At 67.9% G+C, this 13,171-nt stretch carries 16 protein-coding genes; 8 read left to right on the top strand and 8 right to left on the bottom strand.

Going from position 1 to position 13,171, the window contains the following annotated elements; all coding sequences use genetic code 11:
* Position 1: 1 nt before the first annotated feature.
* Positions 2-1,129, bottom strand: a complete 1,128-nt coding sequence (locus tag ABC270_RS04825; RefSeq protein WP_412879770.1) for a hypothetical protein — start codon at positions 1,127-1,129, stop codon at positions 2-4.
* Positions 1,130-1,343: 214 nt separating this feature from the next.
* Here ABC270_RS04825 and ABC270_RS04830 point away from each other — a divergent pair, with 214 nt between their 5' ends.
* Positions 1,344-1,910 carry a DUF723 domain-containing protein gene (locus ABC270_RS04830; RefSeq protein WP_412879771.1) on the top strand — a complete coding sequence of 189 codons (567 nt, stop codon included), beginning with the start codon at positions 1,344-1,346 and terminating at the stop codon, positions 1,908-1,910.
* Between the two features lie 535 nt (positions 1,911-2,445).
* On the opposite strand, the gene ABC270_RS04835 is transcribed toward ABC270_RS04830, so the two are convergent.
* The 3 genes from ABC270_RS04835 to ABC270_RS04845 all read right to left on the bottom strand — a co-directional run bounded on the left by ABC270_RS04835 (position 2,446) and on the right by ABC270_RS04845 (position 4,162).
* Entirely contained in the window at positions 2,446-3,207 is a 762-nt protein-coding gene (locus tag ABC270_RS04835; RefSeq protein ID WP_412879772.1) for a hypothetical protein, read from the bottom strand.
* A 142-nt stretch (positions 3,208-3,349) separates the two neighbouring features.
* On the bottom strand, positions 3,350-3,754 hold the full coding sequence (locus tag ABC270_RS04840; protein WP_175325521.1) for a hypothetical protein: 405 nt from the start codon (positions 3,752-3,754) through the stop codon (positions 3,350-3,352).
* Positions 3,755-3,805: 51 nt separating this feature from the next.
* A complete protein-coding gene (locus ABC270_RS04845; protein WP_058724395.1) occupies positions 3,806-4,162 on the bottom strand; it encodes an ArsR/SmtB family transcription factor in 357 nt (118 codons plus the stop codon).
* Between the two features lie 108 nt (positions 4,163-4,270).
* Between ABC270_RS04845 and ABC270_RS04850 the strand changes: the two genes are divergently transcribed.
* From ABC270_RS04850 to ABC270_RS04880, 7 genes are all read left to right on the top strand, one after another.
* Complete coding sequence (locus ABC270_RS04850) at positions 4,271-5,659, top strand: FAD-dependent oxidoreductase (protein ID WP_412879773.1); 1,389 nt, start codon at positions 4,271-4,273, stop codon at positions 5,657-5,659.
* Positions 5,659-7,062 carry an arsenic transporter gene (locus tag ABC270_RS04855; RefSeq protein ID WP_175325519.1) on the top strand — a complete coding sequence of 468 codons (1,404 nt, stop codon included), beginning with the start codon at positions 5,659-5,661 and terminating at the stop codon, positions 7,060-7,062. The genes ABC270_RS04850 and ABC270_RS04855 overlap by 1 nt, the downstream gene beginning before the upstream one ends.
* Positions 7,063-7,091: 29 nt before the next feature.
* Entirely contained in the window at positions 7,092-7,508 is a 417-nt protein-coding gene (locus ABC270_RS04860; RefSeq protein ID WP_175325518.1) for an arsenate reductase ArsC, read from the top strand.
* Between the two features lie 20 nt (positions 7,509-7,528).
* Positions 7,529-8,926 (top strand): FAD-dependent oxidoreductase, encoded by a 1,398-nt coding sequence (locus ABC270_RS04865; protein WP_175325517.1) that lies wholly within the window; start codon positions 7,529-7,531, stop codon positions 8,924-8,926.
* Between the two features lie 12 nt (positions 8,927-8,938).
* Positions 8,939-9,334: an arsenate-mycothiol transferase ArsC gene (locus tag ABC270_RS04870; RefSeq protein ID WP_175325516.1), complete on the top strand. Its 396-nt coding sequence runs from the start codon at positions 8,939-8,941 to the stop codon at positions 9,332-9,334.
* On the top strand, positions 9,331-9,852 hold the full coding sequence (locus ABC270_RS04875; protein ID WP_175325515.1) for a GNAT family N-acetyltransferase: 522 nt from the start codon (positions 9,331-9,333) through the stop codon (positions 9,850-9,852). Before ABC270_RS04870 ends, ABC270_RS04875 begins: the two co-directional genes overlap by 4 nt.
* Before the next feature lie 367 nt (positions 9,853-10,219).
* A complete protein-coding gene (locus tag ABC270_RS04880; RefSeq protein WP_175325514.1) occupies positions 10,220-10,447 on the top strand; it encodes a hypothetical protein in 228 nt (75 codons plus the stop codon).
* Positions 10,448-10,565: 118 nt separating this feature from the next.
* Here the strand turns inward: ABC270_RS04880 and ABC270_RS04885 are convergent, their stop codons facing one another.
* From ABC270_RS04885 to cmtR, 4 genes are all read right to left on the bottom strand, one after another.
* On the bottom strand, positions 10,566-11,462 hold the full coding sequence (locus tag ABC270_RS04885) for an IS5 family transposase (protein WP_374109597.1): 897 nt from the start codon (positions 11,460-11,462) through the stop codon (positions 10,566-10,568).
* Positions 11,425-11,814 carry an IS5 family transposase gene (locus ABC270_RS04890; RefSeq protein WP_007929259.1) on the bottom strand — a complete coding sequence of 130 codons (390 nt, stop codon included), beginning with the start codon at positions 11,812-11,814 and terminating at the stop codon, positions 11,425-11,427. Before ABC270_RS04890 ends, ABC270_RS04885 begins: the two co-directional genes overlap by 38 nt.
* A gap of 322 nt (positions 11,815-12,136) precedes the next feature.
* Positions 12,137-12,820 (bottom strand): cation diffusion facilitator family transporter, encoded by a 684-nt coding sequence (locus ABC270_RS04895; protein WP_175325101.1) that lies wholly within the window; start codon positions 12,818-12,820, stop codon positions 12,137-12,139.
* Positions 12,817-13,170, bottom strand: coding sequence for a Cd(II)/Pb(II)-sensing metalloregulatory transcriptional regulator CmtR (gene cmtR, locus ABC270_RS04900; RefSeq protein WP_251155657.1), 354 nt, complete (start codon positions 13,168-13,170; stop codon positions 12,817-12,819). Before cmtR ends, ABC270_RS04895 begins: the two co-directional genes overlap by 4 nt.
* Position 13,171: the final 1 nt, after the last annotated feature.

Raw genomic sequence — 13,171 nt, forward strand, 5'->3', positions numbered from 1 at the left:
GTTACCGAACTTCGCGGGCTTCGCCGAGGATCCGTCGACGGTGTTCGGCAGCGTCCATCGTCGGGATGTGCCGCAGGGACGTGATCAAGTGCTCGGGCTTGCGCAGTCCACCGGCAGCCATGAGCTCCCCGGCGTGCGTGCCGCCTGCGAGGTGCGTGGTGATCCACGTAGCGCGCATGCGCGTGGGGACTGGCTTCGGTTCGTTGCCGAAGTCGGTGTGGTTGATGAACGGCGTGACGAAGTTGTAGGTCGTCTTTCTGTCCTCCCTGCCAAGCACCCACGCGGCGTCGGGCACGTCCGCGAGGGAGTCGATGAGGAGCTGTTCCCATCGTTCGAGCACAGGTACCGACCTCGGCCTTCCGCCCTGGACGTCGACGAGCGCTCCGTCACGGTCAACGCGCACGTCGCTGCGCCGGAGGTGCTGCATCTCCCACGGGTCAAGCCCAGCACCTGCTCCCAGGGTGAGGACTGCGCCAGCACCTCGACGTCTCAGTGCCGTTGACTGCCCGCGCGCCCAGGACTCGAGCAGGTTGAGTTCGAGGTCGGTGTACGGGGCAGTGACGGACTGCCCATTCAACGGCGCAAACTCGATCGGACCCTCGTCGGGGAGGACGACCTCCGAGATCCGGAGCAGAAAGGACCGGTAGTCGCGGAGCGTCTTATCCTTGAGGTGGAGGTCGTCGCGGGATATGTACCGGCGGATCAGCACAGGGTGGAACACGTTCGCGACCTTCTGCATCCCGTTGACGTGGACGACCCAGTCAACGTACGGCGTCACCGCAACCATCAGCCGCTCAGCAAGGAAGGCACACGCGGGCGCGACGAGCGCGACAGCGTCCAGCACGAACGGCTCGATGTTGGCCCACCGGTCGGCGGGAACCGACTGGCTCCGGTACTTCCGCATCGCGTGGAGGGGCTCTGGGCGAAGCTGCGCGACAAGAGTCCCCTTGTCTGCGTTCGAGCTTCGGGCACCGAGCGTTGAGTCCCCGAGGATGAGCGGCGCGGGTTCCCAACATTGGACGTGCGAGCAGTGCTCGACGAGACCTCGACGTGGGAACGGACGGCCGAAGGCGGCGCCCATCGGGCGCCCCAGGGCGGTCGCGGACGTGACGGTCTCCTGGTTCGGCACGACGAGGTGCTCGGTTGAACTCGGTGAGCGGAGCGCCGCTCGAACGGCGGTAGGGAGCGAAGGCATGCCACGGCTATGCCTGACGGTCGGACCCTGACGTGAGGGTCACCGAGAAGTAGACCGATACGGCCTTCAAGGACCGCTCCTAGCCGACTTCCCCAGCTGGTTCGGGCGTGCCGGCATAGCTCCAGGACAACGACTCCTGGAGGACCCCTTGGACTACCGCACCGCTACCCGTGAAGAACGCGTTGCCGACTTCATCACCACCGCAACAGCGCTGCATGCAGGCCGATACGACTACACGCACGTCGAGCGGCAGTACGTCAACGGCGACACGAAGGTCTCCATCATCTGCCCGGAACACGGAGCGTTCCGGTTGACTCCGCGCGAGCACCGCCGTGTCCGTGAGACGAAGTACGGAACACAGCGTGGACAGGGATGCCGCGACTGCAACGGCTTCAATGCCAACGTCGACATCCGACGCGACCGCTTCGTCGCGAAGGCCGTCGCCGTGCACGGCGCCAGGTACGACTACGGGCAGGTCGAATACGTCGATGCGCGAACCGAGGTCACCGTGATCTGCGCTAAACACGGTGCGTTCTCAGTGCGCCCCGACAACCACACCTCGAAGTACGCGACCGGCTGCCCCGACTGCGCCCTCACTGGCCACCGCACGGCACCGCGCTCGAAGAAGGTCACCGAGAAGGGGCGGTGGCGGGATCGGCCCGCGGGCACGACCACCGGGCGGAAGCGAATGACGCCGAAGAGGAAGAGTGCATGACTGCGAACGCCGTGCAACCCGCCCCTAGGCGCACACGGAACAGTCCGACCCCGCTGAAGCGGGCATCCTAGCCCCGGTTGAACACAAGGCTTCTTGTCAGTAGTTCACTTCAGCGAGCCGATCGGCTGGCGCGCAGGCGCTGCGGAGTGGCCAGCACCGGCCGGCGGCCAGCAGACCCCTGCACCGCTCGTCGTACTTCGCCTCGTCAGCGCCAGCCCGGCGTCGGGCTCCCGAAGCCCAGTGCCAGTGGAAGCGACGGCGCTTACGAAGCCGCGGAGCCGGTCAAGAGGCTCCGACACCATCACGGTGGCGCTGCACGGGATGTTCTCGCGGTTCGGCGGGCGTCTCACTGCCGCCAGTGTTGTCGTCCGCCAACGAACGTGTCCAACTGCCACACAACGTGTCCTGAAATACGGAGGTGGACACGTTATTTGGCAGTCCCGCCGGTCTTCCTCAGACCTGAGTGACCACGCGGTGGCGTCGTGACCGCTCGCTACCTCGGCGCCCGCGAGGAGTGGTGTGTCCCTACTCGGCGTTACGCCAGCCCGGCGCTCAGATCGTCGTGCCGAACTGCCCGTCGTCGATGCTCGATGCTGACTCCGCCAGGGAACAGGTTGATGAGGACCAGTAGGTACGCCTCGTACCACTCATCTGCGATCTCTTCAGCGCGGCGGATGCGCTGGAGATCCTGCTCGGCGAAGCTGATTAGCTCCGGGTATTCGTCTTTGTCGACCGGTTTGTACGTGCCAGCATCCAGCCATCGATGTTCATCTGCCTGCCAAATCAGGCCAACGTAGTCGCGTTCATCGCCGGACAAGGGCTCGAAACCGAACTCCCAGTTGTCGGCCCACGCCTTTCCGAGCTCACTTGCGACGTAGCCGTCGGGTTCCGGCGTCTCGTCCGGGATTGGTTCATGGGGGTACCGCATGATGGTGTTTCCGTCCGCTGCGTGAAACACAACCTCACCGGTCAGTAGGGCGTAGACCACTGAGTGACGTTTACCTCTGCTGGCGAGATCGCCGCGGAACATCCACAGCGCCATGTCCGCCTGCTTCTGCCAGTCGTCCCATGCCTCCGCAGGCTCCGGCAGCGTCTCGCCGGGTGGCTCAATCGTCCACATGGTTCGGTCCCCGAGGACCCACGTCAGAGTGGCCCGTTGAGTCGCATCGGGTTGGAACCGCAACGTCTCTGGCCCGTTCTCCTCGCCGGCGACGGTCAGGCGGGGAGCGTTGAAGTGACGGCGGACCGCAGAGTGGTCGACCTGATGCGCCGGCCATTGATAGCGGATCTCGAGCACTACCGTCGCCACGCGAACCTCCCGCGACGTCGTACTGGTCGCTGACTCAGCGTGCCGTCTCCGTCGTCGGGCTCGTTGGGAGTGGTCGCCGCCACGGTCCCATGCTCTACCGCTTTGCTGGACGCGGGTTCCGATCGTTCGATCAGAATTGGATGTAGCCGTTCCAAGCTGCCTCTGCTTTTGCTCCGTCATCACCGAAGATGTCAGGGTCGACTGGGAAGTGCTCGTTCCGGAAGTGGTCCAGCTCCAGCTGCGCACGATCTCGGAGTGTCGCTCGGTCCTCGTCAGGATGTCCCAAAGCAAGCATGGCGGTGCGCCGCTCGATGACGGCATCCCACAGTTGTCGTCGGCTGACTTCCGCGATCAGTTGCGAAGCAACGAGCATCGAGTTGAACTCAAGCGATCCAGCGAATCGGTCCATCAAGGTGACAAGGTCTCTGTCCTTCACCTCGGTGAACACCTTCGGCTGCTTGCGTTGCTCCTCCATCATCCAACGGATCTGTGCACGGGCGTCCGCAATTGGGTTGGATTCTTGCTCGTCGGTCATGTCTTCATCCTCACCGTGCGGAGGCTTCATCGCGAGGTGAGTTTGGTGATCTCAGCGGGTGGGTGAGGTGAGCAGTGCCGCGACTGATTCGAGGGCGCCGGGGACGAGGGAGAAGTAGGCCCACGTGCCGCGCTTCTCCCGGTGCAGGATGCCGGCGTCGACGAGCACCTTGAGATGGTGCGACACGGTCGGCTGAGACAGGCCGAGCGGTTCCTGCAGGTCACAGACGCACGCTTCTGCACCCTCGTGCGCGGCAACCATCGAGATCAGCCGGAGCCGCGCAGGGTCAGCGATCGCCTTCAACGACTTCGCGAGGACTTCGGCGGACTCCTGCGTCATCGCTTCCGTCGTGACAGGCGAGCAGCATGCGGTGACGTCCTGGATGGGAAGCAGCTCGATCGTCGTCATCGCACCATCATCCCACGCCCTTCGATGCAGGTCTATATTTGCGTTCATCGATATCGACGTGCTTCGATGTTCCTGCTCGACTTCCGATCGATCTAAAGGACCGACCCGATGACTCACCTTGTTGCCGTTGGGGGCAGCGACGCCGGCATCGCCGCAGCGCTCCGCGCCCGTGAGCTGGACCCGTCGACCGACGTGACGGTGGTCCTCGCCGACGAGTTCCCGAACTTCTCCATCTGCGGCATCCCCTACTGGGTCTCCGGCGACGTCGCTACGGAAGCGTCTCTCGCGCACCGCACCCGCGGAGACCTCGAAGCCGCCGGGATGACCGTCCGCTCCTCCACCTGGGCTTCCGCCGTCGACGTCGACCGCCAGTTGCTCTCCGTCACCGGCCCGGCCGGTGAGGAGCAGATCGCCTACGACGAGCTGCTGATCGGGACCGGCGCGGAGCCGGTCCGCCCGGCCGGGATCCCGTTCGGTAAGCCCGGCATCCACCTGCTGCACTCGATGACCGACGCCGAGCAGGTTGTCGCCGCCCTGGAGCTCCTGCCTGCCGGCAGCCGCGTCGCGGTCGTCGGCGCCGGCTACATCGGTCTCGAGATGACCGAGGGGCTCGTCGCCCGCGGGTTCGACACGACGCTGATCCAGCGCGGCCCGGAAGTGCTCTCCACCCTCGACCCGGGACTCGGGTCCCTGGTCACCGAGGAGGTCCGTCGGCACGGTGCGACGGTGCTGACCGGTGCGACCGTCACCGGAATCACGCCCGCTGGCGGCGGGCAGTGGAGCGTCGCGACTACCTCCACGTTTGGGGACGCCGCCGGAACGTTCGCGCTCGTGGTGGTCTGTGTCGGGGTGCGGCCGGTGACGGATCTCGCGGTCGCGGCAGGTGCGCAGCTCGGGCAGGCCGGCGCGATCGTCGTCGACGAGCAGATGCGCACCGGGGTGCCGCACGTGTGGGCAGCGGGTGACTGCGTCGTGACACACCACCGCCTGCTCGGGACGACCTGGCTGCCGCTCGGGACAACCGCGCACAAGCAGGGACGCGTCGCCGGGGAGAACATGCTCGGCGGGTCCCGGACCTTCGCGGGCTCGGTGGGGACGCAGGTGGTGAAGGTGTTCGACCTCGTCGCCGCCCGCACCGGCCTCCGCCACCACGAAACCGCCCCGCTGGACGTGTCGCCGCTGACCCGTGTCACGGTCGCGGACGACCACAAGCGGTACTACCCGGGTGCAGTGCCGTTGACGATCAGCGTCACCGGCGACCACACGTCCGGACGGCTCCTCGGGGCGCAGATCGTCGGGGAACGCACCGCGGAGATCAGCAAGCGGATCGACACGTTCGCCACCGCCCTGCACGCCGGCCTGTCGGTCGACGACGTCATCGACTTGGACCTCAGCTACACGCCGCCGCTCGGGTCCCCGTGGGATGCCGTGCAGGTCGCCGCGCAGGGCTGGGAGCGCGCCGCCGCGGCAGCGAAGCCAGCCGGGGTGAGCGTCTGATGGTGCTGGCTGTCGTCGCTGCGGCGATCTTCGTCGCGACGCTCGTGGTGGTGATCTGGCAGCCCAAGGGCTTCCCGATCGGCTACACCGCGCTCATCGGTGCCGTCATCGCTCTCGCGACCACGGTCGTCGGGCTCGGGGACGTGCCGACGGTAGTCGGGATCGTCTGGAACGCGACGCTGACGTTCGTCGCGGTGGTGCTGATCTCGTTGATCCTCGACGAGGCCGGGTTCTTCGAGTGGGCCGCTCTCCACGTGGCCCGGTGGGGTCGCGGGAACGGTCGGCTGCTGTTCGTGCTGATCGTCGGCCTCGGCGCGGTCATCGCGGCCGTGTTCGCCAACGACGGGGCCGCGCTGATCCTCACCCCGATCGTCGTCGGGATGCTCCGCGCGCTGAACATGCCGGCGAAGGCGGCGCTAGGGTTCATCCTCGCCACCGGGTTCATCGCCGACACCGGCAGCCTCCCGCTGGTGGTGTCGAACCTGGTCAACATCGTCTCCGCCGACTACTTCAGCCTCGGGTTCGCCGAGTACGCCGCCGTCATGGTGCCCGTCGGCATCGTGTCCGTGCTGGCGTCCCTCGGGATGCTGCTGGCCTATTTCGGCAGGAGCATCCCGAAGCAGTACGACGTCCTCGCCCTCACCCGGCCCACCGCCGCGGTGAAGGACCGGGCGACGTTCCGCGCCGGATGGGTGGTCCTCGCCGTGCTGCTGGTCGGTTACTTCGCCGCGGACCCGCTCGGGGTTCCCCTCGCCGCGGTCGCTGGTGTCGGCGCGGTCGTGATCGTGCTCGTCGCCGCCCGGCAGCCCGCGTTCCTCTTCGCCCGCCAGGCGGCGTCCCCAGTCCTCGTCACCACCGGCGGCACCGCCACCGTCACCGCCGGCAGTGGTGGCCCCGGTGGTGGGTCGGGGCGGGTGATTCCGGTGTGGAAGACGATTCGAGAGGCGCCGTGGCAGATCGTGCTGTTCTCGATCGGCATGTACCTCGTCGTCTACGGGCTGCAGAACCAGGGCCTCACCGACTACCTCGCCCGCCTGTTCGACGTGTTCGGGGACCACGGGGTCCTCGTCACCGCGCTCGGGGTCGGATTCGTGATCGCGATCCTCGCGTCGCTGATGAACAACATGCCGACCGTCCTCATCGCCGCCCTCGCGATCGGCGGAGCCGGCGCGACCGGGCTCACCCACGAGGCGATGATCTACGCCAACGTCATCGGCTCCGACCTCGGCCCAAAGATCACCCCGATCGGGTCGCTGGCGACCCTGCTGTGGTTGCACGTGCTCGACCGGAAGGGCATCCACATCGGCTGGGGACAGTACTTCCGCACCGGCATCGTCCTGACCGTCCCCGTCCTCGCCGTCACCCTGACAGCCCTCGCCGGCTGGCTCACCCTCATCCGATGACCACGCCCACGCCTACCGAAAGCACCGCCATGACCGCGACCCCCACGATCCTGTTCGTCTGCGTCCACAACGCCGGCCGCTCCCAGATGGCCGCCGGCTACGCCCAGACCCTCGGTGGCGACCGCGTGCAGGTCCTCTCTGCAGGCTCCGCGCCGAAGGACCAGATCAACCCCGTCGCGATCGAAGCGATGGCGGAGGACGGCATCGACATCGCCTCAAACCAGCCGAAGATCCTCACCACCGACGCCGTCCGCGAGTCCGACGCGGTCATCACGATGGGCTGCGGCGACGCGTGCCCGATCTTCCCCGGCAAGCGGTACGAGGACTGGGACCTCACCGACCCCGCCGGGAAGGGCATCGACGACGTCCGCCCCATCCGCGACGAGATCAAGACCCGCGTGCAAGCGCTCCTGGCCGAGCTACTGCCCGCCGAAGCATCCGCCTGACCACCGGAAGGACCATGACCATGACGCTCACCCTCACCGTCCCACCCCATGCCGACGCGGACCGCCTCACCCGGCTGCCCGTCGCCGTCATCGGCGCCGGCCCCGTCGGGCTCGCCGCGGCCGCGCACCTGCTCGAGCAGGGTCTGCCCGTCGTCGTCTACGAAGCCGGCGACCAGGTCGGCACGTCCGTCCGTGCGTGGGGGCACACCAGGCTGTTCTCCCCGTGGCGGTACGTCATCGACGACGCCGCCCGCCGGCTCCTCGAACCCACCGGTTGGGCTGAGCCGCGCCGGTCGTCGCTGCCGACCGGCCACGACCTCGTCGCCCAGTACCTCGAACCCCTCGCCCAGACGCCCGAGCTGGCACCGGTGATCCGGTACGGGGTCCGCGTCGAAGCGGTGTCCCGGCAGGGCATGGACCGCACCCGCTCCGCCGGCCGCGCCGACACCCCATTCCTCCTCCGCCTCCACACCGCGGACGGCGTCGAGGACGTCACCGCCCGCGCCGTCGTCGACACCTCCGGCACGTACACGTCCCCGAACCCGCTCACCGCCGCCGGCCTCGACCCCACAGCCGACCTCGGCGACCGCATCGCGCACGCTCTGCCCGACGTGCTCGGTGTCGACCGGGCACGATTCGCCGGGAAGCGGGTCCTCGTCGTCGGTGCCGGCCACTCGGCCGCGAACACGCTCATCAAGCTCGCCGCCCTCGCGAAGGACGAACCGGGCACGACGCTGCTGTGGGCGATCCGGAACGCCGGCACTGCGCGCCTCGGCGCGGACGCCGCTGACGGGCTCGCCGCACGCGGGCAGCTCGGCTCGAATGTGCACGGGCTCGTCGAGTCCGGGCAGGTCGACCAGCTTGCCTCGTTCGAGATCGACGACGTCCGTCCTGACGGCGACCAAGTCACCGTCACCGGCCGCCGCTCCGGGGAGCCGTTCACCGTCATCGTGGACGTTGTGGTGAACGCGACGGGGTTCCGGCCTGACCTCGACATGCTCCGCGAGATCCGCTTGGGCCTGGACGACATTGTCGAAGCACCGCGGGCGCTCGCGCCGCTGATCGACCCGAACCTGCACTCTTGCGGCTCCGTTCCGCCGCACGGTGTCGCGGAGCTGGCGCACCCGGAGCCGAACTTCTTCATCGCCGGCATGAAGTCCTACGGCCGCGCCCCCACGTTCCTGCTCCTCACCGGGTACGAGCAGGTCCGCTCCATTGCCGCGGAACTCGCCGGCGACCACCAGGCCGCCCGCGACGTGCAGCTCGTGCTCCCCGAGACCGGCGTCTGCACCACCGATGTCGGCGGCTCATCCTCCTGCGGTGTTCCCGCGACGACCGAAGCGGCTGAGGGGTCGTCGTGCTGCGCCGCGCCCGCGCCGGCCGCGCCGCCCGCCAGCAGCTCCTGCTGCACGAACTGAACCGGACCCCACATGACCGACAAGCCCACCGTGCTGTTCATCTGCAAGCACAACGCCGGCCGCTCCCAACTCGGCGCAGCCCTTCTCGAACTCGCCGCCGACGACCGCTACACCGCCACCTCCGCAGGGGTCGCCCCCGCCAACGAGGTGAACCCGTCGATCGCCGTGACCGTCGCGGAACTCGGCCTCGACATCAGCAACCGCACCCCACGGCAGGTCACGCCCGAGCTGCTGGATCAGGCCGACGTCGTCGTGCTGATGAAGCCCGGCCTGAACCTTCCCGCGACGCCCCGCGGGACGGTGTTGCAGTGGTCGTTCCCGGACCCGGACTCCTGGTCCCCCGACGACGTACGCCCCATGCGCGACGCCGTCGCCGCTCGCATCCAGGACGAGCTCCTGCACCCATGACCGACGACACCCCGGTCTCCATTCGGCCGATGACCGCCGCCGACTGGCCAACTGTCGAGGCGATCTACCGGGAGGGCATTGCCACCGGGAACGCGACGTTCGAGGCGGAACCGCCGACCTGGGAGGCATTCGACGACGGGAAGCTGCCCGAGTATCGGTTCGTCGCCGTCGATGGCGACGAGGTCCTCGGCTGGGTGGCGGTCTCTCCGACCTCCGCCCGGCCGGTGTACCGGGGCGTCGTCGAGCACTCCGTCTACGTCGCCGCCGCAGCGCGCGGCCGCGGCGTCGGACACCTGCTCCTCGACGCACTGATCGCGTCGACCGAGGCAGCCGGCATCTGGACCATCCAGTCCGGGATCTTCCCCGAGAACACCGCCTCCCGAGCCCTCCACGCCCGCCACGGGTTCCGCGAACTCGGCACCCGCGAACGCATCGGCCTCATGACGTTCGGGCCGTGGGCCGGACAGTGGCGCGACAACGTCCTCGTCGAACGCCGAAGCCCCCACGCCGGCTCCTGAGCAGGAGCGGCACGCCCGATCCGCATGCTTGCAGGTATGTTCCCAAACCCGCTATGCTGTGGCACGCGTCATTAGTGCGCGCAAAAAGCCAGTCCATCGGACTGGCTTTCGTCATGTCCGGCCTGAATCGTAGGCTGGAACCGCTCGGAACGACTCTGCCCTCAGCGCAGCACCCGAGCACCACGAACAGGCCGGTCCCGTCAGGGCCGGCCTTTTCCATGCCCGCAACGCGCGAGCACACAGCAAGCCGACCGCTCCCGCATAGGGGTACCACTCGCCCACCGGGCGCTCGCGTCGGCTTCCGACGCTCTAGACCCCCGCCCACAACGGGCGGGCTGGCCACACGGCCAAACCCGAAGGAGGCAACATGCCCATCACCGACACCACGGTGGACATGCTGACGGCCTTCGGCGGCACCATCCTGACCGGCGTCATCACGGTCGTCCTCGCCGTGCTCGGCTTCCTCCTGCGCAAGCAGGTCGTGGAGCTGGTCAAGCACATCGTGGACGTCGTCGACGATCGCACGCTGGCCAGAGACCCCGAGCGGGCACGCATCGTCGCAGAACTGCGACGAGCCCGCCTTGGGAAGAAGTAGCCGCCGAAAAAACGCCAACCCTCATTCGGGAAGGAGAGCTCTACCTTGACTTGTATCGATAGGGGTGCCTCATGTGAGATTGCAAGCACCAATGGCCCGTCTTCCTAGGGCGTGTTGATCAAGAAGGTGCGGGGTGGCCAGCCGCCGCGAGTTGCGCGGGAGAATGGGCGTATGAAGATCCAGGTGCTGCATATCGAGGATTGCCCGAATTGGCAGGAGGCGGGCGATCGAGTACGGCTGGTGCTCGACTCGATCGGACGGGGCGATGTTCCGGTGGAGTTCGTGTTGATCCGCACCGAGGCTGAGGCGGTGAGCTCTGGTTTCGCGGGCTCGCCCACGATTCTTCTGGACGGTCAGGACTTGTTCCCGTCCCAGGGGAACACTGCCGACTTGGCGTGCAGGGTCTATCTGACCGAGCGCGGCTTTGCGGGTGCGCCGACGGTGGGACAGCTTGAGCGCACGCTGCAGGAGCGCGAAGCGCTCGGCGGAGATCGGTCTTGATCCAGATCAGCGCCGCGGCGAGGCTGACGGCGGCTCGGTAGTTGCGGGCGAGTTTGTCCGAGCGCATCGCGATGCCGCGCCACTGCTTGAGACGGTTGAAGCAGCGTTCTACGACGTTGCGTCCCTTGTAGCGTTCCTTCTGCTTGTCGCCGAAAGCGATCGGCCGGCCCGGCTTCTTGCGGCGGTGCGCGATCTGGTCGTCCCGCTCGGGGATGGTCGCCGCGATCCTCCGGTCGCGGAGCCAGGCGCGGTTCGCCCTTGAGGGGTACCCCTTGTCGGCGAGCACCCGGTCGGGGCGGGTGCGGGGGCGGCCCTTCCCGTCGCGGGGAACGCGGATGTTCTCCAGCACCGCGCTCATCATCGTGGTGTCGTTGATGTTCCCGGCGGTGATCATCATGCTCAGCGGCCGGCCGCGGCCGTCGCAGACCAGGTGCAGTTTGGTCGTCAGCCCGCCGCGGGAGCGTCCGATCCCGTGATCAGGCGGCTCGGACCACGGATTCTTGTGATTCGGCACAGCCCCCTGTGTCCCGGGCGAGGGTCGCGCCGTGCTGATGCACGCGCGCGATCGTGGAGTCGATCGAGACGACCCAGTCGATTTCCCCAGCGGCGTCGGCCTGCTTCTGCACCTCGGTGAGCAGCTTCTGCCAGGTGCCGTCCCCGGCCCACCGGTTGAACCGCTTGTAGATCGAGTTCCACTTCCCGAACCGTTCCGGAACGTCACGCCACGGCGCACCGGTCCGGTACTTCCACGCCATCCCCTCGATAGCGAGCCGGTGATCCGTCCACGGCCGCGACCGACCGGTCACCGTCGGCATCAACGGCTCCATCACGGCCCACACCTCGTCAGAGATCTCCTGTCGCGTCACCGTTCAAGACTCACCCACCGAGGAGCGGAACCTCTTGATCAACACGCCCTAGCCAGATGGGCCGCGGGACGGTCTGCCGAGACCCCTACAGACCGAGCAGGCGACATGCACCCACCCGCCGCTCGACGTCATCGAGACTGTCGTATCGGAACCGGAGCCCCGAGCGGAGCATGCACACCTGGCACTGTTCCGGCAGCGCCTCGACGTCCGCGACGGGCTCTCGATCGTCCGCAGACCAGAGCCGGTACCCGTCCGCGATGGCCTCGAACTCGAACCAGTCGAGCAGGAACCGCTCCCCGCGCTGCACAAGGAGCCCAGCCCGTCAGCAGCAGTCGCAGGTGTCGACGTCGCGCTCACCGGTCAGCGCCGACACCGGCTGCTTACACGCGTCGCCGCGCCAGGCCTCCAACCCCTCCCGGACCGCGAAGACCACCACGACCAGCCCCGCCACCGGGTCAGCCCAAGTCCACCCGAACAGCGTGTTCAGCAGTAGGCCAACCAGGACCGCGGCGGACAGGTAGCTGCACACGAGGGTCTGCTTCGAGTCAGCGATAGCGGACGCGGAGCCGAGTTCCTTCCCGGTGCGCCGTTCCAGCAAGCTGAGGAACGGCATCACCGCGAGGCTCACCGCGGCGAGGACGATGCCAACGGTGCTGTGCTCTGGCTCGCGAAGCCCGGCGAAGGTGAGGCCGGCGTCGACGGTGACGTACAGCGCGAGGCCGAAGAACGACACCGCGATGACCTTCAACGCGGTGCGCTCGCGCGCTTCCGGGTCGCGGCCGGCGAACTGCCACGCGACCGCTGCAGCGGAGAGCACTTCCACGATGGAGTCGAGACCGAACCCGATCAGCGCTGTGGAGGACGCCACCGTGCCGGCGGCGATCGCGATCACGGCTTCGATCACGTTGTAGGTGATCGTCGCGGCGACGATCCACCGCACCCGTCGCTGCAACAGCGTCCGACGCGCGGCGGTCAGGGGCGCACCAAGCTGCATCGCGGCGCTCATGCGCCGGCTCCGCAGCACAGCGGGACGTCGCAGTCCTCGTCCGTACACTCGGCGCCGTCATCGACGGCGAGAACGACGTCGACCAGTGCGCCCAGCGCTCGCGTGAGGTGCGGGTCCGCGATCTCGTACCGGGTGCTGCGCCCCTCCGGGACGGCGACGACGATGCCGCAGCCGCGGAGACACGCAAGGTGGTTCGACACGTTCGTGCGGGTCAACTGCAGCTCGTCCGCCAGGCGTGCCGGGTAGCCGGGTTCGTCCAGCAGCCGAAGCAGGATCCGGGCTCGGGACGGATCGGCCAGGGCACGTCCGAGACGGGTCATCACGTCAAGCCGCGAAGCAATGGTCAGCATG

Source organism: Curtobacterium phoenicis (assembly GCF_047238015.1).
In the GTDB taxonomy this organism is placed as follows: domain Bacteria; phylum Actinomycetota; class Actinomycetes; order Actinomycetales; family Microbacteriaceae; genus Curtobacterium.